Here is a 26,631-nt window from a genome sequence, read left to right on the forward strand (position 1 = left end):
CGTTTTGATGGAGGATGCTTCAAAAGACAGAGCTTTGTGGTTAGACGTAACTGCCGGTTTCGGCAAGAGAGCGTTAAACATCACGGAATTTACAGGCAGAGAGAGACGAACGGAAGAGCGAGGAGCAGGCGCAGGCGCAGGCAGGAAAGCACAGCGGCTTTCGCAGAAGCGCCGCGGCCTCCTTTTGTGATCGATTTCGAACAGGGGGGATGGCATGTATAAGGTTCTGTTGGTCGATGATGAGGAGCTTGATTTGGAGGGAATGAGGAGGTTTATCCCTTGGTCCGACCTGAATATGGTGGTGAGGGGGAGTGTGAACAACGCCTTGTCGGCATGCGACATCATTGAGAAGGAAGACATCGACATTCTTGTCAGTGACGTAAATATGCCTTATATGTCGGGGCTTGAGCTGGCCCGAATCGCGCTTGAACGCAAGCCGAGCATCAGGATCATATTCGTCAGCGGCTATCAGGAGTTCAGTTATGTTCAGCAGGCGTTATCCCTCAAGGCATACAGCTATGTTCTGAAGCCAATGAACGATAGCGAGCTGGTATCCTCTTTATTGAAAGCAAAGCGGGATTTGGATGAAGAGATCAAGCAGCGCGAAGTGGAAACGGCCTATCAGGAAATGATCCCGATTGTCAAAAGCGACATTCTGATAAGGCTGCTGGAACGGGAGGACAGTGATGACAGCGAAGCACTGGCCAAACAGATGGTATCGTACGGGCTTGACCGGATGCATTGGCCGGTGCGGGTAGCGGTCATCGAGCTGGACAATTTGCCGTGGGAGCAGGCGGGAGGGATGTCCTCGCAGCGGGAGACGACCCGCAAGTTTTTGCAGCATGTGCAGGACAGCGTATTGGCCCTCGGGATCGTCACTTGGTGCAAGCTGTCCTCCCAGCGGATCGCGCTGCTGTTGGAGGAAGCCGAGTCCGACGCTATGGTACGGGACTTGGTTGACCGGATCCGTCGGCAATTGCCTGCAACCGTCACCGCTGGAATCGGCGGAACCGCTAAAGGGCCGGATGATCTTCAAGCATCGCACAGGCAGGCCGTAGAGGCGGTGGAGGGCAAAATGTTTTTGGGCAAGGGCACCGTGATCAAGTACGAGGATGTACGGGCCGAGCCGGCCATGCTGGATGCCCGGATGCTGGATGAACGGATGAAGAGCCTGCTTGCAGCGATGGAGGATTACGAGCTGGTCCGGATTTGCGATGAGCTCGATAAATGGTTTGATTCGGTCAAGAGACTGCGTTCCCGATTTACCGTACACAATATGTCCAGCTATATCATCTGGAAGCTTGATCAATATTTAAGCAGCAAAGATGAGGATTTGTTCGAATTGCTCGGCATGGAGATGCAGCACTTGGATATTCTGATGCAGTTTGAGACGGTGAACGATATCCGGGGCTGGCTGGTCCGGCGCATGTTCGAAATATCGGAGAAGCTGTATGAGAAGGCAAACAGCAAGGACAGCAAGTTCATCCGGAGCGTGATCAGCTTTATCAAGGAGCATATGAGCGAAAATATCACCATTCGGGATATCGCCCAGCATTTTTCCTTTTCACCGAGCCATATCGGGTATTTAATCAAGGAAAAATCGGGCCATACGTTCAATGAGCTGCTGGTGCAGCTTCGGATGGAGAAGGCCTGCGAGCTGTTAAAGCAGCCCGGCATGAAAATCTATGAAGTGGCCGATCAGGTGGGGTACCGGTATCTTCCTTATTTCAGCAGGCAGTTTAAGGAAAAATTCGGCATCACACCGCTGGAATACCGAAAGAGAGAAAGCGAATGATCCGCCGATTCCTTCAACCCGGACAACGCAAAGGCAGCGGGACGGGATACATACCGATCGGTTACAAGCTGATGCTGTCGTATCTGGCGTTTATTATCCTTTTGGTTTCCGCGAACTTTTATATATCCCAGACCATGTACGACGAGAGCATGCGGAGGCAGACCCGGAAGAATATTCAGGGGACGCTGGCACAGATCCGGGATAATGTGGCTTACAAGGTCGATGATATCGTTCAAACCTCCGCGACTTTATACAATGACTCAAGCCTGATCCAAAGCGTGAAGCGGATGGACGAGCGGATGGACAATTATAACCGGATGAATAAGGTCATCATCCCGAAATTGGAAAGCGCCTCCAAAGCAATCGGACTGAATCTAAGGCTGTCCGTATACTTCCATAATAAGAGCTTGGACGAAATATACCGGCTGTGGGGAGGACGCGAAGATTACAGTGAACAAACCTACAATGTCTATCATATGGAGCGCATTTATAATAAGCGCTGGTATGAAGAGCTTCCTGAAGAGAGCTACAACAAAACCATGCTGTGGCGGCAGGTCGAGGAGGATCAAACGGACGGCAGAATTTCGCTGATCCGGCGGATCGTGGATATGGGGAACCTGCTCGAGATCAAGGAAGTGGGAATCATGCGGTTCAGCGTCCGCCTGTCCGAGTTGTTCGAAAGCGTAGATTACAAGAAGCTGGGAGAAGGCAGCACGCTGACGGTGGTCGATGCCTCCGGGAACGTCCTTTATTCCTCCGGGAGACCGGGCGGGGGCGTTCAAGCCCATGGTCTTAAAACCGGTATGGACCCGCTACCGGCGGCAGACGCCAAGAACAATGCTTTGGTCTTGGAGGAACAGCTTCCCCAGCAGTCCTGGAGACTCGTTGCGGAGGTCCCGCTTCACATTATCGAGCAGGAGGCCAAGCGCGTACGCACCGTCTTTATTCTTATCTGTTTGGCGTGCGTCATTCTATTCGTCCTGACGGGATTTCTCATGTCCCGGTATCTGTCCATTCGAATTACGAAGATCGTATCCGTGCTGAACGCCTTTCGGGAAGGAAACCTGAACAAGCGGATCAAGTACCGGGGACGGGGAGAATTTCCGCAGATCGCCGATGCGCTCAACGCCATGGGGGAAGATATCGAAGCGCTTATCAATAAGGTGTATCTTACCCAGCTTCAGAAGAAGGAGGCGGAGCTGGAGATGCTGCAGGCGCAGATCAATCCGCATTTCTTGTATAACACGCTGTCGTCCATCAATCAGCTGGCCAAGTTCGGCGAGACGGAGAAGCTTCAGCAGATGGTGGTCCAGCTGGCGCAGTTTTACCGGCTGACGCTGAATTCCGGCCGAACGATGATCCCGATCGCCGCGGAGATCGAACAGGCTTCGGCTTATCTGGATATCCAGAAGGTGAAATACGGTAGGCGCATGGAGGTTGCCTTCGACATCGATCCGGACATCTGGCCCTACGAGACCGTCAAGCTGATTTTGCAGCCATTCATCGAAAATACGCTGAAGCATGCTTGGAGCGGAGACCGGATTCATATCCGGGTGCTGGTGAAGAAGGAGGGGGACACGATCCTCTACCGGGTCATCGACGATGGTCTGGGCATGAAGCCGGAACGCATCCGCGAGATCTTCGATCCGGGGGATCACAGCCATGTCGGCTGCGGCATTCGGAATATCGACGAGCGGGTGAAGCTGCATTACGGCCCCGAGTATGGCGTAAGCATCTTTAGCCGGGTCGGCATCGGAACCTCGGTACAAATCCGGATTCCTGCGAAGAGGAGACGGGGGCACCGGAGCGATGAGCGGAAAACGGAGCAGCAGGGCAGCTGAAGCGGTCCTGTTTCGCTGCTCGATTAAAGCGTCACTAAATGTGCTTGCGAAATTACATCGCTTTCGGCGATACTAGAGATTGGGCAAGCACAAAGTTACAGGTTATGTAAACTGCAGCAGAAGCGGGAGTGGCATCCTGCCCATTGCCCTGCGAGTGATACCTATTCAAGCCCGCCAAGGGCTTTTTTATTTGGATAATGATCATGGCATTAACTGCTGAATACTGCTTGCGAGGCTGCTGGGAGATTGAGACGATGAAATGGTTGGAGCAGTACCCTAAGGAAGTAAAAGGTTTTCTTGTGGCAAGTCTCGTGGCCTCGGCCGGCGGCTCGCTCATGTGGCCGCTCACCACGATGTACGTGTTCGACGAATTGGGACGGAGCATGCAGGATGCAGGCTTCGTCATCCTGATTCAATCGCTTGGAGGAATCGCCGGTCAGCTGGTGGGCGGGGGCTTGTATCACAGGGTCGGCGTGAAACGGCTTATCGTGGGCTCTCTCCTCTTGAATGCGCTGGGTTTGTTCACCCTGCCGTTCATTAACGGCTTATGGGGCTTGTTCGTGGCGATGATGGGCTTCATCGGCTTTTGCAATGCCGTATCGATGCCGGCGATCCAGGCGTTTATCGGCTTCCGGTTTGCCGATCGGCGCGGGGAGCTCTTTAATGTGATCTATGTAGCGAATAATATCGGCGTTGCCCTGGGCACCGCCATGAGCGGATTTCTGGCGGAAATTTCGTATCACTTGAGCTTTGTGCTGAACGGCGTGACCTCGCTCGGCTTCGCTATCTTCTTCTTGTCCTATCTGACCAAGCTGGATGGCGGCGCCGTGCAGCAGGAAGACCGGCACCCGAAGCTGAGGGCGCCCCTCGCAGCAGGGCCAGGGACATGGGCACTTCTCGGGCACACGCGCATTTACCTCTATATGGGGCTTGGCTCGCTGTTTCTCTGGTTCGGCAATTCCATCTGGAACACGGGCGTGTCGCCCTTCATCATTTCGGAAGGGATGTCCAAGACTGCTTACGGCTATCTGTGGACGCTTAACGGCATTCTGATCTTTGCGGCACAGCCCGTAACCAAGCTGATCAAGCGCTGGTTCGCCCGGACGGAGAGCAGCCAGATGGCCGTCAGCGCCTTATTCTATTTGTCCGCCTACCTTGTCATCGTCGCCATGCACAGCTATCCGGGCATGGTGCTGGCGATGGTGCTGGCGACCCTTGGCGAAATGCTGATCTCGCCGGCGATTCCGGCGTTCATATCGGAGCGGGCCGGCCGGGCGGCCCCGTTCTACATAGGCGTAGCCGGAGGAATGGGGGCAGCCGGGCGGGTGCTTGGCCCGTACGCGATGGGCACGATGTATGACGGCGGCGGATTGACGCCGGTGGCTTGGCTGGCCGCAGCCACGGCGGTGCTGTCATTCGCCTCGTTTGTTGTCCATGCCCGGATCAGCCGCAGCGTCATCCTGGGTGATGACGGCCGTTTACAGGTGGACGGGCAGCGAGGCGTTTCGAAGGAAACCCTGCCGCTATAAGTGATTGCTTCAAGCAAGACGAATGCTAATAAGGTTGGATAGAGAGCAGGCCGGGTGGCCTGCTGAATTTCAAGTCGTCAATGCCTCCGTCGACGCCAAAAGACAAGGAGCTAAGCGAGAATAAATCGCTTAGCTCCTTAATTTCTTTCGAATACCATCCTACTTTATTGCTGTGGGGGTTCCAAATTTTCTTTTGGGACACCCCTCTTTAGATATTTATATTAGTACTGTTAAATTATTTGACGGCGTATCCAACCGATTCGCCTTCGACCAGGGTGACGTAGATGCGTTCATTCTCAACGGTACCCCCAGCGATCAACTTGATCAGCTGCTCGGCTGCAAGGGCCCCCCACTTGCGTTTGGAGTAATCGATCGTTGCCAAGCGCGGCTGCATATAGCGGGTCAGCTCAATATTATCAAAGCCGATTAAATGAATCTGCTCGCCAATGACCAGAGAAGAATTTTCGGTTATTTGGTTGCAAAGCCCGATGGCCATCTCATCATTTAGGCAGAATACGGCTACCGGATCCTTATAGTCCGCTATGATTTGTTTAGCCGCTTTTTCACCGCCGCTTTTCTTGAAATCTCCCTCGATTTCGATCCACTCGATGTGATCTACCCGGTCCAGGGCCTGTTTAACGGCCTTCATTCTCTGCATGGAGTCGAAGGATCCCGGCGGACCGGTAACGATATACATCTTCTGATGCCCGCGTTCGATCAAATATTCCATAGCGAGCGTAGCGCCTGCTTTATTGTCTAGAAGCACCTGATTGATGTTTTTGTGATCGAGCTCGCGGTCTAAAACAACGATTTTGTGATTGCGATCCGCATATTCCAGCAGCTCTTCGCTTTCGAAGGCCTGATCAAGAATAATGGCACCGTCAATCATCCGCTCGGGAAGCATTCGGTGGGACTGCTTGCCGCTGCATACAATCAGATCATAGCCTTGCGTGTTGGCGACTTCCTTCATGCCATCCAGCAGATCTCCGTACACTTCTCCTTTGAAATCCGTCAGAAAGACGCCTATGATTTTGGACTCTCGCTTTTTAAGCGTTCTGGCTGCCGCATTCGGTATATAGTTCAGTTCCTGAGCGATGGCCAAAATTCGAGAGCTCGTCTCATCCGTCACTTTACTGCTGCCGTTGAGGGCATAAGATACGGTCGATATCGAAACACCGGCTTTTTTTGCGATATCCTTAATACTTACCAATTTTGCTCGCTCCTTCGTTCATAAACCAATCCCTGGCGGGATTGCAGACTACATGAAGATTTCAATCCTGTTCCGTCCCTGAATCATCTGTTCGAATTGCTGTCTGGAAACGCGTAGACCGCCTTCTCGGTAAGGGTTAGTGATACGCTCAGCTGTCAGCTCGGTCCCGTTCATCACAACGCGGCTGATGCTGTTGCCCGTAACGTGGTAGATAAAGGTTACCTTGGTGCCGGCGAATTCATAGTCAAAATGAAGTCCGTCCATGCTGACGGGTATAACCGGATCCAATACCAGGTCGCCGCGATCCTGACGGATGCCGAGGGCGTTTGAAATTAACTGGTTCATGTAGATCCCCGGTCCGCTGGAATAAATTCGCCAGCCGCCCTTGACCTCCACTTTTCCGCTGCGCAAGTCATCAAAATGCTCTTGAGCCTCGTAGCGGGTATTGAACTTGCCGTCAGAGCTGCTGAAATAAGCATTGCTCTGGCGAATTGCCGCATTCGGTACCACCTCTTGGATACCGACAGGGTTAATCGTTTCAAGCCCTTTCCATACATCCTCTCCATGTCCAAGCTTCGCCATCGCTTCGATGTAACGGATATGGGCATGGACATATTGTAAGCCTACTTCGCGCCCGAAATTGGAAGCCTGTTCCGCCCGCTTAAAATGTGTGCTAACGCCGCCTTTATAAGAGGCTGGACGGTTCATCAGACGCACGCCGTCCGGGAACAGCAATGTACTCTGAATAAGCTCGTAATGGGAACGGGCTTGCTCCGGTTCGAGGAGTTCGGCAATCATGCTGCGGGTCATGGGGAGCAGCCGGTACTGTATACCGGTGTCCTGGTCCTCAGGGTGTAACATAAGCTTAGGTTGTTCCGGATCCTCGAGGTAGAGGAATCCAGGTATAACATCATTGTTCAGCATGTACCTCTTGAAATCCTGCCCGATATTTGCTGCAATATCAGATATTGTGTCTGCCAGTTCTTGATCAAACGATTGCAGAGCTGTAGAGAGCTGCTTCATCGTTTGATAAGTCAGGGCTACTGTCCAGCTGCTGACCATAAACTGCTTAAGCTGCGCATTGGCAGGCTGGAGGGTATCGTCCCAGTCACCGTCTCCGTAGGAGGATAGATGGGTATCATGCAGAAAATGACTGCGTATATATTCGATTTCTTTTTTGGCATGCTCCAGAATCGACGCTTTATTCTCCGTGAACTGGAAAGAATGCTTCAAAGTATAAGGAACTTGTTCATCCAGGATGCTGAAATCCTGCGTGACCGTTAAATAGTCGCTTAGTACTTTCAGCGGCCATACAATGATGTCGCCGTGGCTCTCTTCCTGCTGTATGGCGAAATACCGGTCAAACATAAACCATTGCGGCCAGTTTCCGCCATCCTCGTATTGATGACAGTATACCATTTTGAGAATATCTCTCACCTGCTCATATTTTTGTGTAGCCATAAAATATTCGACAGGTCCCTGACAGACATCACGTGTTCCCCAGGCTGCGCCTCCGTATTGCTCCAAGCCGTGAGGAGACGAGTAATGGACGAACATATTATGCGTATACCACCAGGCTAGTGCGTTTACTTTGAATAATGAATTTGCATCATCTCCGGGACGCGAGAGATGGAAGCCGTTCATGACGCGGCGATAGTATTCGCGGTAACGAATGATTTCTTCGGATGCGCTGCGCGGCCGGTCTGGAATGGTCTTGCCCTCCAGCAGGCCTTGGATCGTAAGCGTCCAATCGCTTGTGCGATCCAGACGGAGGGTTACCAGGGAAGAGGAGCCCGGTGCCACACCGTCAGCCATCGTCGTTTCATCTCCAACCGTTACCTTTGCACCGTCAACCCAAAGGCGGTATTGCAATTCCGGATAAGCTTTGGCCGATACAGGATTCGTATCGGAGTGGAACGTCAGCACTCCGGCTTCTTCTGTCATGTGTACCGGAGTTTCGTACTCATTAACGTTCATCGTCACATGATTCGTGACTAGATAATTGTACGGGATTCCATTCTCCGATCGGACATGCAGCCGCACTTCGGGGGCATCCAGCACCGTATAGTTCGTAATGATCAGCATGTCGTCTTCCGTTTTATAGTACCAGCGAGCATAGTTAAAGCCGATTTCGAACATAGACGGCATCGTCAGCAGATGATACGTTCCGTCCTTTTCTACATAAATCCGCTGGCCCGACGTTTTTGGCACATTGAGTGCGCTGCGGGAATTGCTCATCATTTTATTCATATTCGTGTTGCCAACCACGACATGGGAGTTGAAGATGCCGTACATGAAAGAGGTAGTTGCCATCACTTCAGCACCGAGCTTCAGGTTGTCGCCGCTCAACAGAATATGCCCATGCGGGCGTTCAACGAGCATTTCTTTTTGCTTCAGAACGATATGTTCATAGGTATCTGTGAAGAAAGCCAGCAGGTTACCCTGATTTCGCTCCTCCTGATGTCTGCTGCCTACTGGAAAACGCGCACTGATTTCTTCTTCGGACAACTCGAGCGCTTGCAGCGGTTCGCCGATGTACGGTTTAAGACGAGTGGCGGGGAGGGGCTCGAGCTTATGCTTGGAAGTCTGATTCTCATAGGACTGCCAAGCTTGCTGAACCTCCGTTAAGTATTCAAGCTCCTCAACAGCAGCCGGGTGATCTCCTTTAAAGAGGCCATAAAATACAAAACGCTCTTCACCGTTCAAGGTCTTCTGTTCAGACTGGAGTCCGGTATAGGCAAATTCATATTGGTACACTTCACAGGCCAGTTTCTCCTGATTCAGGGAGACCGGCGTGTTCGTTTCCTTGTACGAAAGTCCGAAGAATTGAAAGCCGTCCGTTGAATATGCTGAAGCTCCCGAAAGTGAACCTTGCTGGAGATAAGGGAAGGCACCGCCTTGGGGTTGGTTTTGGCGGGAACATACCACATAACCCTGTTCACTGTGCTCAAAGACGCGGTAATCAATATATTGGGACAGATAAGCTTCATTGCTGCGAACCGCTCCAATGTCAGCAATTCCTACATCCTGTCCGTAGATGATGTCAATGACTTGGCCTTGTCCACGGGTCTGAACATCCCAGAACCAGATGCCCTCCGGCTGGAGTACGAACGAAACCTTGTATTCCACGTCTTCCGCTGTACCCTCCCAGACGATCATTCCTTTTCCCGTGCTTACTTTACTGGAGGAATGAATACCGAGCAGGGGATAACTGGTTATGCCCGCTTCATTGTGAATTCGCAAATAGATATTGTTCATGGAGCCGTCCAGCGGACTGGAGATCAGCTGATTGATCATTGTATTTCCGCTTACGGCTTTATATAAGTCACCGCTTTGCCAGAAACTAAAGCAAAGATCGCCCGCCTGAATGTGAATCAGATCCTGTGTAATGGTTGTCATAAAGTAGGTCACTCCTCCTATCCTGGCAGTAACCGCCAAGTCCGGCGGCTATGCCAAGGCAGTTGTGATGTAGTTTAAAAAATCGATATTGTAATATATTTATACAAGCTTAAAGGAAGCCTGCAGGCAATCCCGGCTGTTAGGACCGACAAACAGTTGGAAGCGGCCCGGATCACTAGTAAAGCTGAGATCACTGTGATGGTAACGGAGCATATCTTCGCTAATGGTGAATTCGGCGATTTTGCTCTCGCCCGGTTGAAGCTTCAGCTGTTGGAACCCTTTCAGCTCGCGCAGTGGCCGAACGACTTCGCCTGTCATATCCCGTATATACAGCTGAACGGTTTCAACACCCGTTCTTGCACCCGTATTGGTCACCCGAATCCGCGCCGTAAGGTGCTGATCTGCTGTGATCTCGCTTCTGGACAATTGAAGCTCACCGAATTCAAAGGTGGTATAAGACAGGCCGTAGCCGAACGGGAGCAGAGGCTCATTAGGACTGTCGATATATTTAGATACATAGCGTTCGCCGGTTTTGGAAGGGTCCATAGGACGGCCTGTGTTAAAGACGTTGTAATAAACCGGAACCTGACCGACGGACTGCGGGAAGGACATGGTGAGCCTTCCGGACGGATTCATGCGGCCGATCAGCAGATCGGCAATGGCTGCACCGCCTTCGCTGCCCGGAAACCAAGCTTCAAGCACGGCATCCGCTTCATCGAAAATACCTTGCAGATCCAGTGGACGGCCGTTAAAGATGACAGCAGCAATAGGCTTGTTTAACTGCTTCAGATGTTGAACCAGCTCAAGCTGCGCTTTCGGCAGCGTAATATCCGTGCGTGAACCGCCTTCACCGCTCATTTCGGATTCTTCGCCGAGTGCCAGAACGATGACATCCGCTTCACGGGCAGCGTCCAGTGCCAATTCCAGCTGCTTTGCGTCCATCGAGTCAAAATTGCATCCGGCGGTGATGGTCAGCTTGCCGCTGATGCGTTCTTTCATGGCCGTGCCCAGCTTTACGGCATCTTCTTTGGCGCCGACACAGGACCACCATCCGAGGATGTCCTCCTGGTCTGCAAAAGGGCCGATCAAAGCGACATTGGAATCAGGTTGAAGAGGAAGAACACCGTTATTTTTTAGCAGGACGCTGGACTTCACCGCCAGATCGTAAGCTGCCTGGCGATGCTCGTCACAGAAGAGCAGCTCGCGCTCCCGTTCCGGATCCGCTCCCCGGAACGGATTTTCGAACAATCCCAGCTTGTTTTTCAGTTGCAGAATACGCATGACGGCCTCATCAATCAGCGATTCATCGATGAGCCCGCTTTTGATCAAATTCGGAAGATGATGGACGTAGCAAGGGGTCATCATTTCGATATCGACGCCTGCGCGCATCGCCCGGTAGGCAGCTTCACGGTCATCCTCTGCGGCCCCGTGGGCGATCATTTCCCGAATGGATGCCCAGTCGGATATGAGAATCCCGTCAAATCCCCACTCATCACGCAAAATACCGCGCATCAGCTTCTCATTGCCGGAAGCAGGAATGCCATCAACGGTATTGAAAGAGGCCATCACCATTTCGCAGCCTTCATCCAGTGCGGCCTTATAAGCAGGGAGATAATATTCGCGCAGTTGTCTCTCCGACATGTCCACCGTGTTGTAATCACGGCCGCCCTCCGCAGCCCCGTACGCGGCAAAGTGCTTGACGCAGGCGGCCAGGCGTTCGTTATCCTCCGCCAGCGCGCTTCCCTGGTACCCGCGCACAAAAGCTCTGGCGAACAAGCTGTTCAAATACGGGTCTTCGCCCGTTGTTTCCATGACTCGTCCCCAGCGCGGATCCCGTACCAGGTCAACCATTGGAGCGAACGTGACATGGATGCCGGAGACGGCGGACTCCCGTGCGGCAATTTCTGCACTTTTCTCGGCAAGCTCGAGATCCCAGGAACAGCCGATGGCAAGCGGGATCGGAAAGATGGTCTTAAACCCGTGCACCACATCAGCCATAAACAAGAGCGGAATCCCGAGACGGCTGTTCTTCATATAATTCTGTTGTAATGCTATGATCGAAGCGGCTCCTGACAGACCGAGAACCGAACCGCTGGCACGGACCATGTCTGTGGTGAGCCCCATTTCCTCCATGGGCCCTGTAATTTGACCCTGATCTTCCGTGCCTTCATGGAGATTAGATGTAAGCTGCAGCAACTGTGCTATCTTTTCTTCTAGCGTCATCTTTGTTAAAAGGTCGGTTAACTGCTTCTGGTCCATGTATTTCCCTCCACTTCTTTATATCTACGAGAATAAATAGAATGAGAACGGGTTGACTGATGTCTCTATCTCCTTTCTCAGGAGCATGCACAAAACATGGATGGGCATGTAGTTGTGCAAACTCCTCATTCAGAAGAATGAGCAGGGCAGAAGTCAAGAACCCGGCTGCATTCGAAATCCTGCACACCGGGTTCAAAGGACTTGTACCGCTGGCGAATGCCTCAGGCCAACTCTAGTTTGAAGCTGTTTGTTTTACTTTTTTAAGTTATTGAGTTCATCCAAGACGGGTTGTACAAGAGATTGCTTGCTCTCAACCCATTTCTTCCAATTCGTTTCCAAATCTCCATCTTGGAGAATCAGGTTGGTGTATTCTTCAGCGTAATTGAAGGTTGCCTGGTTTTTAGCCTTGGAATCATACAGCTGGACATCCCAATCGTACAGAGCGAGCGCGCCGCCTTCCTTGCCGAACTTCGCTTTGTTCTGGTAATGCTTGACTGCCGTATCACGGTATTCTTGCTTGATTGCAGGGTTGATCATGCTGAAATCGTCGCCAAGCAAGTAAAGACCTTCAAAGCGACCAGGATATTTGTCGCCGACGCTCGTTCCTTCGGGAAGGAGGCTGATCAATTCTTTGTTCTCACCGTATTTCCAGTCGGTTCCTTCAAAGCCCATGTTCAGAATCATTTGTCCTTCTTCTGTGACGGAGAAATCAACAAGGTCCATAACGCGCTCGAATTTCTCTTTGCTGATATCCGGCGAGAAGATCAGGGCGGACCAGAAGTTAACCTGCTCCAGATTGCGGTACTTGCCGTCTTCGCCAAGGACGATAGCGGTATGAACAACGTCATCGCTGTTCAGATTCAGGTTCTTCTTCATGTCTTTGTCCACGTCTTGACGGTAGGAAGCCAGTCCGCCGAGACTCATGACAGCAGCCGTGCCGTTCACACGGAAGTTGTTGCTGGCTTCACTGCTCTTCCAGGTATAGAATTCAGGATTCAGAAGGCCTTCCTTGTATGCTTCCTGAACCAGCTTCAGGCCGGTAAGTGTCTCCGGATCTGCCGGACCCCACTTGTATTTGCCGTCCTCACCTTTATAGAACGCCGATTCCACACGGGAATGTGCGCTGTTCGGCATCATGATGTTCGTCAGGACATCATCAGGCTTGTAGGAAATCGGAACGAGCTTCGATCCCACCTTGCCCGGATCCTTCTCTTTCACCAGACGGGCGTATTCCATGAGTTCGCTCGTTGTGTAAGCATCCTTGAGTTCAAAATTGACTGCTTCTGCCCAGTCCTTGCGAATAGCGATAACGCCAATCTGGTTCGTGAGCGGATCAGCTGGTTTGTTCTCGAAGTATACCGGTCTTGGCAGAATGTAAGTTCCACCAGTCAGTTCTTCCAGCTTATCGCCAAGTCCAGTCAGGCTGTAAGCCTTCGCAACGTTCGGCCAGCGTTCCTTCCAGTCATCAGGGAATTTGTACAAGAGACCCTGATCAATGTAGTTCATGGCATCGCCGTGAACATAATCCCAGACAGCCACATCAGGCAAATCGCCCGAGTTGATCCATAGACGGAGCTTCTCGCCCCAGGAATCCCACTCGACAAAGTTGTAATCCCACTCGATGTTGTACTTGTCCATCCAGTACTTGTGGAACTCGTTGTCCATATCGCCGTCCTTGACCGTAACAGTGCTTGCTACGGAAATTTTCAGCTTATCTTTGTAGTTCCCGTTCTCGTCTTTCCCGCTTTCTCCGCTGCTTGAGGAGTCTCCCTTCGAGCATGCGGTCACAAGCACAAGGCTCATGCTCAGCAGCAGCAACAGAATGGATTTAGCCGACAGCCGTTTGTTCGTTTTCATGTTCTACCCCCATGAATGATTAGATTTTTTTGGCTGAAATCTATGCATTAATCAGGTCTTGATAGCCCCTGTTAATACCCCTTTGGCAAAATGCTTTTGAAGCATCGGGAAGAAGCACATAATCGGTACCATACTGACGAATACCGCCGCCATTTTCATACCGGTCGAGAAGTTGGACTTTCCGGCAGCATCCACGCTTGAAGCGTTGGAGGCGTTGGTCTGCGATTCGACGATGATCGTTCGCAGCACGTTCTGGAGCGGGAGCTGATCCGCCTTACGCAGGAAGATCATGGCGTCATACCAGCTGTTCCAAATGGCTACGCCGTAGAACAGCGTAATGGTCGCAATAATCGGGGCGGCCAGCGGCAGGACGACGGAGAAGAGGATTTTCCATTCTCCGGCCCCATCAAGCCGGGCGGATTCCATCAAGGATTCCGGGAGCCCCTGGAAGTAGTTCATCATCAGAATCATGTTGAAGGCGCTGAAGCTGCCTGCGAGAATAACGGACCAGAGCGTTCCGGTCAGGTGCAGAGCCTTCATGATGAGATAGAGCGGAACAATCCCGCCGTTGAAGATCATGGTGAACAGGACCAGCATAAAGATCAGCTTTTTGCCCGGAAACTTGTTCCGGCTGAGCGCATAAGCCATCGTAATGGTTAAGAACAGGCTGAGCGGCAAACCGATAATCAGGAGCTTGAAGGTGTTCCAGTAGCCGGTCAAGATGCTTCCGTCGGCGAACAGCGCTTTATAATTCTCCAGCGTTGGATTAGCAGGCAGCATCATGAGCGGGTTATCGGCGTATTCTTTTGGCGTGGAGAACGAGATCATAATGACATTCCAGAACGGAATCACGATCAGCAGAGCCAGTACGACAAGCACGGCCAGCAAAATATAATCGAGAAGAGTCATCTTCATCTTGTTCTTGCGAATCTTCGTCCTCTTGGGACTTGAAGTAATGGTGCTCATTTCTTTTCGACTCCTTTCTTAACGGAATAAACCGTCTCCGCCCATTTTTTTGGCTACTCTGTCCGCAATAAGCAGAAGCGCCATGTTGACGAGAGACCGGAACAAGCTGACCGCCGTAGAGAACGAGAAGTCCGTTGACGACTGGAACGTAATCCGGTAAATGTAGACGTCCAGCACTTCCGATACGTTCTTGGTCGCGGCATTCGCCAGGTTAAATATTTGATCGAAGCCGGAGGACATCAGTCCGCCTACCGAAAGGATGAACATGATCGTCACGGTTGGCATAATATTAGGCAGCGTAATGCGGAACATCTGCTGCATACGTGTAGCTCCGTCGATTTGAGCCGATTCATACTGGTCTTGATCGATACCGGATATGGCGGCGAGGTAGACGATCGCTCCCCAGCCGGCGGATTTCCAGATATCCGTGAGCAGGATCATCGGAATGAAGTTGCTTTCCGAACCGAGGAAGTTGATGGTCGGCAGACCGAGTATCGCAAGGGTGCTGTTCACCAGGCCGTCATAAGCGAGCACGTTGATGACAATACCGGAGACGATAATCCAGGACAGGAAGTGCGGGAAGGTCAGCACCGTCTGGAAGGCCTTTTTCATCCGGCTCATCCGCAGCTCGTTCAGGATCAGTGCGAGAATGATCGGAACCGGAAACGTGACCGCCAGCTTGATAATGTTAATGTAGAGCGTACGCCAGACGGCATCGATAAAGGTCGGATCCCGGAATACATACTTAAAGTTTTCGAATCCGACCCAAGGGCTCCCCAGGATCCCGAGATTGGCCTTGTAGTCCTTGAATGCGAGGGACAGGCCGCCCATCGGCATGTAGGCGAAGATGATCAGCCAGACAAGCCCCGGAATCAGCAGGGTGTAGGTCATTCGGTTTTTTTTGATTTCAGACGCAAGCTTCTTGAATTTTGAGCGTCCGTGCGGTTTCTTGGTGGGCCCTAAGGCTGCAGGTTTCAAGTGGCATCTCCTCACTCTTCTTGAGTCTTGTCGTTAAAAAGAAAATCAAATGCCGTTTCCAGATGCTGCTCCCAGAATCGCCATTCATGCGCTCCGGGTCCTTCCACGTAGTGGAAGTCGGAACCGCTTTGTCTCAGGTACGCGGCAAATTCGCGGTTCATCTCGATAAAGGGATCTTCCGTTCCGCAGCAGCAGAGGATCGGGGGCAGCTTTCCGGTCTGCGCAAGTGCCGTTTCCGCGAGCTTGTACAGATCCTGATCCGGCTTGATGTCGAGCTCCGGACCGAATACGGCCTGCATTTCCTTGACCATACCGGCAGGCATGTCCATATCGTGAATCCTCTTCCGAATATCGGTTACACCGGATAACGAAACGGCTTTTGCGTATTGTCCGGGATAAGTTAACGCACATTTAAGTGCTCCGTATCCGCCCATGGACAAGCCGGCGATAAAGGTACGGGCCCGGTCCTCATTCAGTTGGAACAATCGGCTGCAAAACTTCGGGAGCTCCTGGGTAATGTAATAAAAATAGTTAAGCCCATACGTCATGTCTGTATAGTAGCTTCGGTTTGCCTCCGGCATAATGACGGTGCAGTTGTATTGATGTGCGTATTGCTCAACGGTAGTCAGGCGCTGCCAAGTACTTGCGTTATCGCCTGCTCCATGAAGAAGATAGAGTGTGTAATCCGGCGGTTTGCCTGATTCCACGGGCGACACGACATGGATGCTTGTCGTCATGCATAAAGTGGGGGAGCCGGTCTCTATCGTAATATGCGCCATAAGTAACCCCTTTCAAGTGTGAACGATCTAGGCAAATAGGCGGAGGGATCTAAGCATCCCCCGATATTCGCAATATCCAAGCGGGACTGCTGAAGGTACCTGTCAGTTCCGTTACCGATGTGATTCAAGATATGATCGTTATTTTATGAAAGCGATTTATCGAATCGTTTCGATAACATCATAATTGCACATCAAATCTTTGTCAATATCGTTTTTAAAAATTATAATTTTCATGTGAAATGATCCAGTTAAGGACTGAAATCTATATTTTTCCCTAAATGGAGTGTGTTTTCGCCATAGAAAACGCTTTCATTTCATTGGGGATACAAGGGATTCCTGTAATCGTGTATTGGCAAAAAAATCATCGTTTGTTGAAACGTTTCTATTGGGGTTGAAACATGTTATTCTGAGATGAGAGCATGAATCTTGCTGAAGACCCTTTCAGGGGCTGCGGTCTTACGAGACCGAAGCGAATATGCCTAATCGGATAGGAGGTAAATCCATGTCTAATCATTCATTAACCGGCTTTATTGATTACATCGCAGACAGAGGATTGCAGGTTCACTCAGCGCGGGTTCGTCAAAACGGCCGGCTGTGGGGGAAGTACGATTTGACGGAGGACAAACGGCGTGTTCAGCATTCCATTAGCAAATCTTTTACTTGTATGGCCGTCGGCCTGGCCATTGAGGAAGGCAAGCTCGCGCTGAACAGCCGGCTGGGTGAATTTTTTAATAGTAACTCTTCGATAGTTGACAATCTGGAGCCGTCTCTCGATCCCGGCAACATCACACTATACAATTTGCTTCGAATGTCTTCGGGCCATGATTCGCCGCCCTTATGGGCAAACGAAAGAGCATCCTTGAAAGAGAAGGATTGGGCTAAGTACTATATGTCGCTACCGCTTGACCGGACGCCGGGCGACATGTTTACATACAGCAGTGGAGATACGTTTATGATCTCGGCTATGCTCCAGGCGGCGACAGGCGAGACGGTAAGGGACTATCTGACTCCACGCCTGTTTGAGCCCTTGGGTATAGAAAATGTTCATTGGGAGTCATCCCCGCTGGGTGTGACGCTGGGATGTGCGGGCTTATCTATCAGCAATGAGGAACTCAGCATTTTTGGCCAGCTTCTGCTGCAGCGCGGATTGTGGGAAGGACAACAGATTGTGCCTGAAGCGTGGATACGATTCGCATCCTCCAAACAGATCGATACGCAGGGCAGCCCCGATTGGGCTCAGGGGTATGGCTGCCAATTTTGGATGTGCACTCACGATGCCTATCGTGCAGATGGGGCATCCGGCCAGCTATGCATCATTCTCCCCGGCAAAGATGCGGTCATCGCGGTGAATAGCCGGGAAGATCGAATGCAGGAGATCATGGATGCAATTTGGACAGAAATTTACCCGTTGTTATAGATGAGTACAATGAGATACCGTGTGTAGGGGATTCCGGTTCTGCTTGGACATAGGGTCCCCGCTGCCATTGTTCTCTCGGCCGGATCGAACGATATAGGATAGGCTGTTGCATACCGAGCTTACCCTGCAGCGGTTGCCCCCACCTGTTATAATAAAGAGGTACGCGCTGTTTAAAGTGAGGGGATGCTAGGGTGAAAGCCAGTCAGGAAATCGTCACCATCCGCTTGTCGGAGATGAAGGACGCCGCCCAGCTGATGGAGCTGGACCATCTGGTGTGGAACAGGAATACGGCCCCCGAGCCGCTGCATTGGACCTCGAGGGAGCAGTTTCTGCTGCATTGCCCTCCCGGAAGCCAGCTGGTAGCGGCTTGCGAAGATATATTATGCGGTTATGTCGGCTTTCGCTCTCCCAGCGGGCTGGCAAGCCATCGCCATGTGATGGAGCTGAATATTGCGGTCCATCCGTCCTATCAGCGCCAAGGCATCGGCCTGCAGCTGATCGAGGCGGCCAAGGAGCTGGCGAGTGGAGAAGGTATTGCCAAGCTGAGGCTCCGGGTGCTGTCCTCGAATCTTGCGGCCTTATCCTTATACCGCGCTTGCGGCTTCCGGGAAGAGGGAAGGCTGGTCCGGGAGTTTTATGTGGATGGCCGGTATGTGGATGATATATGGATGTGCTGCTTTTTATAAAAATATCAGGAATGCTCAGCATCCGGCCCGGCGATGGGCGCGGTTTGGGATGAACGGTCCGGCGCTTGCTGCCGGGCCGTTTGCTGTATCCGGCCGGCCTTACGCATTGCCATATCCGGTATGCGTACAGGCCTTATGCAACGTCATAACCGGTATGCGTGTCGGACTCTGGAGGTTGAGCAAGCGCCGATGTGAATATGCCTTTTAGAGTTGCCCCGTGATCAAATGATGACTTTTTGAACAACCTCATATAGTATGATGAAAAGATCAGATAGACGGAGGTAAAGTTGCCATGACGTTGGGAATCGTTTCGCTGAATGTAGGGAAGCCGGTCACGGTGGATTATGAGGGCAAGGCTCTGACAACCGGAATCTATAAGCAGCCTGTGCAAGGACCGGTATTTTTAAGCAATGTGAATTTCGAAGGGGACGGTCAGGCCGATCTCGTGAATCATGGAGGTCCGGACAAGGCGGTGTGCGCTTATCCATACGAGCACTATCCATATTGGCGAAGATCCCTGGGCAAGGATATGCAGTATGCCTCTTTCGGGGAAAATTTAACGCTGCAAGGCCTCCTGGAGGACCAGGTATGCATCGGCGATGTGTTTCGGATTGGCGAAGCAGTCCTGCAGGTCAGCCAGCCCAGATATCCGTGCTTCAAGCTGTCGCACAAGCACGGGGTGAAGGATATGCCGGCCAGGGTGCTGAACACGGGCTACAGCGGGTTTTATTTCCGCGTCCTGGAGGAAGGCGAGGTTAGCGCGGATTCCCCTGTGACCCGGCTGGATCGCCGCAGCTCCGGTGTAACGGTGCGGGAAGTGCTGCGCGTGATGAAGGAAGGCCGCAAGGATGAGGAGGCGCTAAGCCGGATGCTGGAGCTGGAGGAGCTGGCTGCAAGCTTGAAGGGGCAGTTCGCAAAGTCGCTGGAGAAATTAAGGGAATCCTAATTCAGCGAAAGCTTGATTGCGTTGCACCCTGCAGCTTGCCGACCGCACCCTCAAGCTAGAAGCGGTCCGCGAAGTTTTACTGGATAGGTTTCCAGGCTATGACTTAGGCAGTAAAAGGGGACAGGCGCCTCCATCCATGACCTTGGCGATTCGCCGGATGTCTGGATGCTGCGTCCTGCCCCCGTTCGATAATAAAATAAAATTCCAATCTAGCCTAGCCGCTTCCATTCGCTCTGAATCATGCCGTAGACGGCATGGTTGACGTAGCCTTGGGGCAGCTTCTCCGCCTCGCGGATAACGCCCTCCAGGACGAATCCCAGCCGCTCCGGGATTGCCCGGCTGCGGTGGTTGGCGGTTGCGCAGCGAATCTCCACCCGGTTCAGCCCCATCCGCATGAGCGCATGGTCCGTGAAAGCCCGGCAAGCGCTCGTCATCAGCCCTTGTCCGGTGAATTGCTGATCAAGCCAGTAGCCGAGGCCGACGGAGCGGTTGTTCCAATCGATCTCATGGAAGGAGATCGTTCCCGCCAGCTCTTCTCTCACCCAGATGCCGGCGGAGAAGCCGCCGTTTTCCGCAGCCTGCTTCATGGCTCCTTTTATATAGTTGACGGTATCGTTAACCTCCTGTACGGAATCCACCCAGGGAAGCCACTTCCGCAGCCGATCCCGTGAACGGTCCGTGATTTCGAACAGCGCCCGCGCATGCTCGATCGCAAGCGGACGCAGCTCGACGTGCTCGTCAAGCGCATATCCAAACATCTCGTATCTCCCTCTTTTGTATTGATCCTAGTCCGCTGCTTTAGCGGGTTCGCTTCGTGTTCGTGTTTTTTTCCAGCGCGTAAATGTCTTCTTCCAGCGTAATCATCCGCTCATTTACGACTTGCCTGCAATCGCTGAGTGCCTGATTGTAAATGTAAGGTCCCAGGGTTGCCGCAAAATAGTCCAAGATACCTTCCGCAGCTAGATGGCCGATCATTTCGCCGCGCTCGGTTTCGAAATAATGGCGGACTTCTTCGACCAGCAGATCGCGCTGTTCCTTGGCAAGCTTGATCGGTCTCATGAAGGATTGCCTCCTGTCGGCTGTTTTTGTATCCATGCTACCTCATTCAAGCCGCACCCGTCAAAGCATATGTAGTGCCGCGGCAGACGCGCTGGCTTACTCGCGGATTGCCCGCTTTTTGCTGGCTTGCCCAGCGAAGCTTCACATCCACTGGGCAGCAGGGGCTATAAGGGCTCCCAGCGGATATATCCGGTTTATTTGAAAGGACTGCCTTATCCCTTGGAAGCGCCCGCGTTCCTTGAACAATCGGGATATTACAGGTATATTTAAGGGAAACACGTTTATACAGGAGATAGACGGAAATTACAGGACGAAAGGTTGATCAACGTGGAGAACCACCGGGGCACCCCCTCCAACTTCATAAAAAATATCATCGCCGAAGATCTGAAGTCCGGCAAGGTGAAGGAGATCGTCACCCGCTTCCCGCCGGAGCCGAACGGTTACCTGCATATCGGACATGCCAAGGCGATCTGGATTAATTTTACGCTGGCCGACGAGTTCGGCGGACGGACCCATCTTCGATTCGACGACACGAATCCGGTGAAGGAAGACATCGAGTACGTCAACTCCATTAAGGAGGATGTAAAGTGGCTCGGCTTTGATTGGGAAGAGCTGCGCTTTGCGTCGGACTATTTCGAGGAAATGTACAATCGCGCGGTGCTGCTCATTAAGAAAGGGAAGGCATACGTGGACGATCAAACCGCCGACCAAATTCGGCAGACCCGCGGCACGCTGACGGAGCCGGGTCAAAACAGTCCTTACCGCGACCGCAGCGTGGAAGAGAATCTGGAGCTGTTCGAACGGATGCGCCGGGGCGAATTCGGCAATGGCGAGCGGGTGCTGCGCGCCAAGATCGACATGGCATCGCCGAACATCAATTTGCGCGACCCGGTTATTTACCGCATATCCCACGCGCATCATCACAATACGGGCGACAAGTGGTGCATCTACCCGATGTATGCATTCGCCCATCCGATCGAGGATGCGATTGAAGGAGTTACCCATTCCCTCTGCTCGCTGGAATTTGAGGATCAGCGCCCGTTCTATGATTGGGTGGTCGCCGAGTGCGAGATGGAATGCACGCCGCGCCAATATGAGTTCGGACGGCTGAACGTTGCCCAGACCGTAACGAGCAAGCGCAAGCTGAAGCAGCTGGTGGACGAGCAGTATGTGGACGGCTGGGACGATCCGCGCATGCCGACCATTTCCGGCCTTCGCCGGCTTGGCTACACGCCGGAGGCGATTCGGAGCTTCGTCTATGAGACCGGGATCTCCAAGGCTTACGGCACGGTGGACCGTCAAATGCTGGAGCACTTCATCCGGGAGGATCTGAAGCTGAAGGCGCCGCGGACGATGGCGGTGCTGGATCCGCTCAAGGTCGTGATCACCAATTACCCGGAAGGTCAGGTGGAATGGCTGGAGGCGGAGAACAACTCGGAAAATCCGGAAATGGGCTCCCGCCAAATTCCGTTCTCCCGTGAAATATACATCGAACAGGAGGACTTCATGGAGAATCCTCCGAGCAAGTATTTCCGTCTGTTCCCGGGCAACGAGGTCCGTCTGAAGCATGCTTACTTCATCAAGTGCAACGATGTCATCAAGGACGAGAACGGGAAGGTCATCGAAATACACTGCACCTATGATCCGGAGACGAAGAGCGGCACCGGCTTTACCGGCCGTAAAGTCAAGGGGACGATCCATTGGGTCGAAGCGAGCCAGGCCGTGCCTGCCGAATTCCGCCTGTATGAGCCGCTGTTCAAGGACGAGGAGGCTGAAGCCGAGCCGGAACTGACGCAGGAGGCCATCGGTGAAACGGAGGAGAGCACGGAAGCTGCTGCGGAGAAATCCTTCCTTGACGATATTAACCCGAATTCGCTTCAGATCGTGCACGGGTTCGTGGAGCCGAATATGAAGGATGCCAAGCCGCAGGATAAATTCCAGTTCTTCCGTCATGGCTACTTCAATGTCGATACGAAATATTCGCAGCCTGGGCGTCCAGTATTTAACCGGGTCGTCTCGCTGAAGAGCTCGTTCCAGCTCCCGAAAAGATAAGCATCTCAGGGCACTGTGATGCAGAACGGTTACCACAGCCCCCCTTAACCAACAAGACTCGAAGATTCCGCTGGGCGGCGTCTTCGAGTCTTGTCATATACAGCAGGATACATCCCGTGCCAAGGGCAAGCCTTGAGATGAAAGTACAAGTGTGAGGATCAGACGGTGGAGTATTCCTCCTCCGCGTCGTCCGGCAGTTCATCGGGCTGCCGCGGCTGATACCCGTGCTTGTGCAGATTGTACCACATCCAGCCGAAGCCGATGACGCCGATGATCGCGAGCATCATCCCGGTGCGGTACATCGTTTGGGCGCCGAAGTTTTGAAACATCCAGCCGCCGGCGAGACCGCCGACGACGCCGGAAATCCCGCTCCAGCTTAAGGTATAGATCGCTTGTCCGGATGCGCGGTACGGCTTCGGGACGAACAGCATCGTAAGCTGGACGCCGACATAGAAGTAGCCGCCGAAGGTAACGCAGTGAAGCAGCTGGATCAAGGCTACATGAACCGGGCTGCTCGCTTCAGCCATCAGAAGCCAGCGAAGGGCAAAGAGCAGGCTCACGACCGCCAGGCAGCCGACCAGCACATGGATCTTCCGTTTCAAGAACCGGTCCAGGACAAGGAAAATGATAACTTCAAACACCGAAGAAAAGAAGATGGCCAGCCCCACCGTCTGCGTCGTGCCGCCAAGCTCCAAAATATACAGCGACATGAACGTATTGTTGGCCGTATTCGGGATGGATACCAAAATGCCCAAAACGATAAACCAGACAAAATACGAATTCAAAAACAGCTGGCTTAATCCCTTCAGCGTTACGGTAGCTGACCCGGTCGTCTTCTGCACGCCGGGAAGCGTGAAGATGAAGATGGCCGCCACGAACAGCATGATCGAGAAGACGATGGAAATACGTCCGGAGCCAAGCTGATCAATGACAGGGCCGGCTGCGATCGCGGTCAGGGCCCAGCCGAGCGAGCCCCATAGCCGGAAAGAGCCGAATTTGTGCCGGGTTCCGTCGATATAGGTCAATATTAGCGAATTGGTCTGCGAGAACATCGGGGTCTGAAAAAAATAAAACAGAATCATGGCCATATAAATCATGGCATACGTATTCGCTTGGAAGACAAAATGAACCAGGAGCAGCGTGCCGGTCATCATCATCAGAAGCACGCGCTTGATATTCGCTGTCCGGTCGCCCCAGTAACCCCAGAAGGGGTTGGCGAAGATCGACACGAAGGGAGCTATGGCCATCAGACTGCCGATCTCGATTTTGCTCATGCCGATATCTTGCAAATACAGCTGAAAGAAACCGGTGAATATGACCATCGTTCCGTAAATGAAGAAGTTGAACAGCTTGAGCGATGTAAGAGAAGGTTGATCTTTATCCATATTCCGCAAGCAGGTCATTCCTTTCAAACCGAATGCATTATGTTTGCGGCATAACCACACCGCTTACCTTCTCCAATGTATCACGCATTGAAAAGGGATACAAACCATCTTTTGTTAGTTTAACCTTAATTAACTTAATTACCAATTGGAGGATTCTGTAGTCAACTTGTATATCAGAAAGGGGTCAAAACATGATGGAGGTTGGGGAGTGGAGACGCAGCAGTCCGTCCGAGCGGGTGGCAGGCATTATTCTTGCAGGCGGGGCTTCCCGTAGAATGGGGGCAAACAAAGCGCTTTTGTCCTTGAACGGAGAAAGCCTGATTGAGCGAACCGTTCGGTGCCTGGAACAAGTCTGCGGGCGAATCCTCCTATCGGCCAATGATCCGGATTCGTTTCGGCATCTCGGAGTGGAATGCGTGCCGGACGTTTATCCCGGCCAAGGGCCGATGGCAGGGATTCATGCTGCCCTGATGGCGTCCGATCGCCCATGGAATATGGTCGCAGCATGTGACATGCCGTTCATCAGTCCGGCATTGTTAGGTGCGCTGCTCGGTCTCGCTGAAGCTGGGCAAGGCCAAGGGGATCCGGCAGCAGCCGGGCCGGGAGCGGTTATTCCGGTGATCCAAGGGAGAATTCATCCGCTGCTGGCCTTGTACCGGAAGGAAACGGCGGCTGGTCTCGAGCGAAGACTGCAGGAGGGGGAGCTGCGCATGACCGATTGGGTCGAAGAGCTGGATGCCCTGCTCGTGCCGGAGGACCAGCTGGAAGCCTTGATGGGATGCTCCCCACGCAAAGCGGTATTCAACATGAACCGCCCGGAGGATTACGAGGAAGCTTGTCGTATGGATGCAGAGGATTAAAAGATGCGATGAGCCGCTGAAAGTTCAGGTTCTGGGAAAAGGAAGGGGAAAAGGAAAAGAGGGAAAATGTTCTGGTGCCGGATCAACGAAAAGTCCGTACATGGATCCGAAGGCGGCAGCGCAGATCAGGGGAATCAAAGAAAGCCCGGCTGATTGGATATCAGCCGGGCTTTTTGCAAATGTTGAAAGCTTTGACGTGTCATTGGCTTGCCGTCCAAACGTCGATGCTGAGCATCGTGCGGCAGCCATCGTTGATAAATTTATCGTTCGATATTATCCCCCGATTTGCGACATGCGCCGTACGGTCGGGGTATGGCTTTGCGTTTTTTTCTCGAGCGCGAGCGCCATCTCGTGGTTGAGGGGCTTGGCGCCCAGGGCCTTGCGGAACAGGTCCGCCACCGCGACCGGATCATCGATGACCCGGCGGACGTTGAATTCGTCGGACCAATACAGGCAGGCCTTAATGTTGCCGTCCGCCGTCAGCCTGAGCCGGTTGCATGAATCGCAGAAATGGTCGCTGACGGGATGAATCAGGCCGAAGGTGCCGACGGCGCCGGCCACCTTCATATTGCGGGACGGGCCGTTGCCGGAAGGACCCTTCTCCTCCCGAACCTCCCAGCCCGCCTCGCCGCACACCTCCTTGACCCGGCTAAGCGGCAGGTAGGAGTCCCGCCATTCCTCGGAGGCATGGCCGATCGGCATGTATTCAATAAACCGGACATGCAGCGGGCGATCCAGCGTCATGGCGATAAAGTCGCGGATTTCATCCTCGTTGAAGCCCTTCATCAGCACCATGTTCAATTTGATCGGGTCGAGTCCGGCTTCATAAGCGGCTTCGATGCCTTTCAGCACCTTATGCACACTACCGCCGCGAGTGATTCGGGCGTAGCTCTCCTCCTGAAGCGAATCCAGGCTAATGTTGATGCGGGTCAGTCCCGCTTCCTTCAGAAGCTTGGCTTTGGAGGGCAGTAGCAACCCGTTTGTGGTAAGAGATATATCTTTAATTCCATCAATGCTCGCAATCATATGGACTAAGGATTCAAGATCTTTCCGCACCAGCGGCTCGCCGCCGGTCAAGCGAACCTTAGATACACCCATGGGGGCTAGCACGCGCAAGACAGCTGCAATTTCTTCATAACTCATAATCTGATCGTGGGGCTGGAATTCCATTCCTTCCTCCGGCATACAATAGACACAACGCAGGTTGCATCGATCGGTGACCGAGATGCGGATATAATCATGGATCCGACCGAAGGAGTCTGTCAGCGGCTCAATCATTGAAATCCCCCTTTAGTTGCATGACATGGTCACATTGTAGCCATTCCCCGAACAGGAGTCAATGAGGGTAAGCCCTGTTTTTAATAGGACAAGCCGGGATCAGATTTCATGAGCCTGTGATCGGTCTCACAGAAAGCGTTTACCATTGCCTGTTATAATGAAGCTGCAGATAACCGCTTTCTCCCCTTGGAAGCAGGAAGTCGCGGCATTCTCATTTTCCGAAAGTTTCCTTAATTTTCCGAAACTTTCGGAAATCATTTCAAATCACTTTCAATAGACAATCATCTAAGCTATACTGTCATGGATATCACATCCAACAAGAGAGGTTACCATTA

19 protein-coding genes are annotated in these 26,631 nt (G+C 52.5%); 8 read left to right on the plus strand and 11 right to left on the minus strand.

The annotated features are described in order from the left end of the window. Window positions 1-214 precede the first annotated feature (214 nt). From MKX76_RS24840 to MKX76_RS24850, 3 genes are all read left to right on the plus strand, one after another. Window positions 215-1,795, plus strand: coding sequence for a response regulator transcription factor (locus MKX76_RS24840; protein ID WP_007128824.1), 1,581 nt, complete (start codon window positions 215-217; stop codon window positions 1,793-1,795). Next, window positions 1,792-3,636 (plus strand): cache domain-containing sensor histidine kinase, encoded by a 1,845-nt coding sequence (locus MKX76_RS24845; protein ID WP_007128823.1) that lies wholly within the window; start codon window positions 1,792-1,794, stop codon window positions 3,634-3,636. Before MKX76_RS24840 ends, MKX76_RS24845 begins: the two co-directional genes overlap by 4 nt. A 254-nt stretch (window positions 3,637-3,890) precedes the next feature. Beyond that, window positions 3,891-5,165 carry an MFS transporter gene (locus MKX76_RS24850; protein ID WP_007128822.1) on the plus strand — a complete coding sequence of 425 codons (1,275 nt, stop codon included), beginning with the start codon at window positions 3,891-3,893 and terminating at the stop codon, window positions 5,163-5,165. A 235-nt stretch (window positions 5,166-5,400) separates the two neighbouring features. On the opposite strand, the gene MKX76_RS24855 is transcribed toward MKX76_RS24850, so the two are convergent. From MKX76_RS24855 to MKX76_RS24885, 7 genes are all read right to left on the minus strand, one after another. Further along, complete coding sequence (locus MKX76_RS24855) at window positions 5,401-6,375, minus strand: LacI family DNA-binding transcriptional regulator (RefSeq protein ID WP_341034765.1); 975 nt, start codon at window positions 6,373-6,375, stop codon at window positions 5,401-5,403. Between the two features lie 48 nt (window positions 6,376-6,423). Further along, window positions 6,424-9,774 carry a GH36-type glycosyl hydrolase domain-containing protein gene (locus MKX76_RS24860; RefSeq protein WP_007128820.1) on the minus strand — a complete coding sequence of 1,117 codons (3,351 nt, stop codon included), beginning with the start codon at window positions 9,772-9,774 and terminating at the stop codon, window positions 6,424-6,426. A 99-nt stretch (window positions 9,775-9,873) separates the two neighbouring features. Further along, the gene (locus MKX76_RS24865; protein WP_007128819.1) at window positions 9,874-12,033 is read right to left on the minus strand and encodes a glycoside hydrolase family 3 N-terminal domain-containing protein; all 2,160 of its coding nucleotides are present in this window, start codon (window positions 12,031-12,033) and stop codon (window positions 9,874-9,876) included. A 252-nt stretch (window positions 12,034-12,285) separates the two neighbouring features. Then, a complete protein-coding gene (locus MKX76_RS24870; protein WP_007128818.1) occupies window positions 12,286-13,890 on the minus strand; it encodes an extracellular solute-binding protein in 1,605 nt (534 codons plus the stop codon). 51 nt (window positions 13,891-13,941) lie between these two features. Beyond that, a complete protein-coding gene (locus tag MKX76_RS24875; RefSeq protein WP_007128817.1) occupies window positions 13,942-14,856 on the minus strand; it encodes a carbohydrate ABC transporter permease in 915 nt (304 codons plus the stop codon). Between the two features lie 18 nt (window positions 14,857-14,874). Beyond that, entirely contained in the window at window positions 14,875-15,834 is a 960-nt protein-coding gene (locus MKX76_RS24880; protein WP_007128816.1) for an ABC transporter permease, read from the minus strand. Window positions 15,835-15,845: 11 nt separating this feature from the next. Further along, window positions 15,846-16,613 (minus strand): alpha/beta hydrolase, encoded by a 768-nt coding sequence (locus tag MKX76_RS24885; RefSeq protein WP_210094015.1) that lies wholly within the window; start codon window positions 16,611-16,613, stop codon window positions 15,846-15,848. 502 nt (window positions 16,614-17,115) lie between these two features. On the opposite strand from MKX76_RS24885, the gene MKX76_RS24890 reads away from it, so the two are divergent. From MKX76_RS24890 to MKX76_RS24900, 3 genes are all read left to right on the plus strand, one after another. Beyond that, window positions 17,116-18,030: a serine hydrolase domain-containing protein gene (locus MKX76_RS24890; protein ID WP_210094014.1), complete on the plus strand. Its 915-nt coding sequence runs from the start codon at window positions 17,116-17,118 to the stop codon at window positions 18,028-18,030. Window positions 18,031-18,221: 191 nt separating this feature from the next. Continuing rightward, on the plus strand, window positions 18,222-18,716 hold the full coding sequence (locus tag MKX76_RS24895) for a GNAT family N-acetyltransferase (RefSeq protein WP_210094013.1): 495 nt from the start codon (window positions 18,222-18,224) through the stop codon (window positions 18,714-18,716). 292 nt (window positions 18,717-19,008) lie between these two features. Further along, a complete protein-coding gene (locus tag MKX76_RS24900; protein WP_210094012.1) occupies window positions 19,009-19,662 on the plus strand; it encodes an MOSC domain-containing protein in 654 nt (217 codons plus the stop codon). A gap of 209 nt (window positions 19,663-19,871) precedes the next feature. Here the strand turns inward: MKX76_RS24900 and MKX76_RS24905 are convergent, their stop codons facing one another. Together MKX76_RS24905 and MKX76_RS24910 are read right to left on the minus strand one after the other, a co-directional pair. Beyond that, entirely contained in the window at window positions 19,872-20,420 is a 549-nt protein-coding gene (locus MKX76_RS24905) for a GNAT family N-acetyltransferase (protein WP_007128811.1), read from the minus strand. Window positions 20,421-20,460: 40 nt separating this feature from the next. Then, entirely contained in the window at window positions 20,461-20,721 is a 261-nt protein-coding gene (locus tag MKX76_RS24910) for a DUF2164 domain-containing protein (RefSeq protein ID WP_210094011.1), read from the minus strand. Window positions 20,722-21,039: 318 nt separating this feature from the next. On the opposite strand from MKX76_RS24910, the gene MKX76_RS24915 reads away from it, so the two are divergent. Further along, window positions 21,040-22,773, plus strand: a complete 1,734-nt coding sequence (locus MKX76_RS24915) for a glutamine--tRNA ligase/YqeY domain fusion protein (protein WP_210094010.1) — start codon at window positions 21,040-21,042, stop codon at window positions 22,771-22,773. A gap of 158 nt (window positions 22,774-22,931) precedes the next feature. Here the strand turns inward: MKX76_RS24915 and MKX76_RS24920 are convergent, their stop codons facing one another. Next, on the minus strand, window positions 22,932-24,167 hold the full coding sequence (locus MKX76_RS24920) for an MFS transporter (RefSeq protein WP_432806739.1): 1,236 nt from the start codon (window positions 24,165-24,167) through the stop codon (window positions 22,932-22,934). A gap of 182 nt (window positions 24,168-24,349) precedes the next feature. On the opposite strand from MKX76_RS24920, the gene mobA reads away from it, so the two are divergent. Continuing rightward, entirely contained in the window at window positions 24,350-25,018 is a 669-nt protein-coding gene (mobA, locus tag MKX76_RS24925; RefSeq protein ID WP_210094009.1) for a molybdenum cofactor guanylyltransferase, read from the plus strand. A gap of 273 nt (window positions 25,019-25,291) precedes the next feature. On the opposite strand, the gene moaA is transcribed toward mobA, so the two are convergent. Beyond that, entirely contained in the window at window positions 25,292-26,296 is a 1,005-nt protein-coding gene (gene moaA / locus MKX76_RS24930) for a GTP 3',8-cyclase MoaA (RefSeq protein WP_341034767.1), read from the minus strand. Window positions 26,297-26,631 lie beyond the last annotated feature (335 nt).

The organism is Paenibacillus sp. FSL R5-0810, assembly GCF_038002285.1.
GTDB classification, from domain to species: domain Bacteria; phylum Bacillota; class Bacilli; order Paenibacillales; family Paenibacillaceae; genus Paenibacillus_AQ; species Paenibacillus_AQ lactis.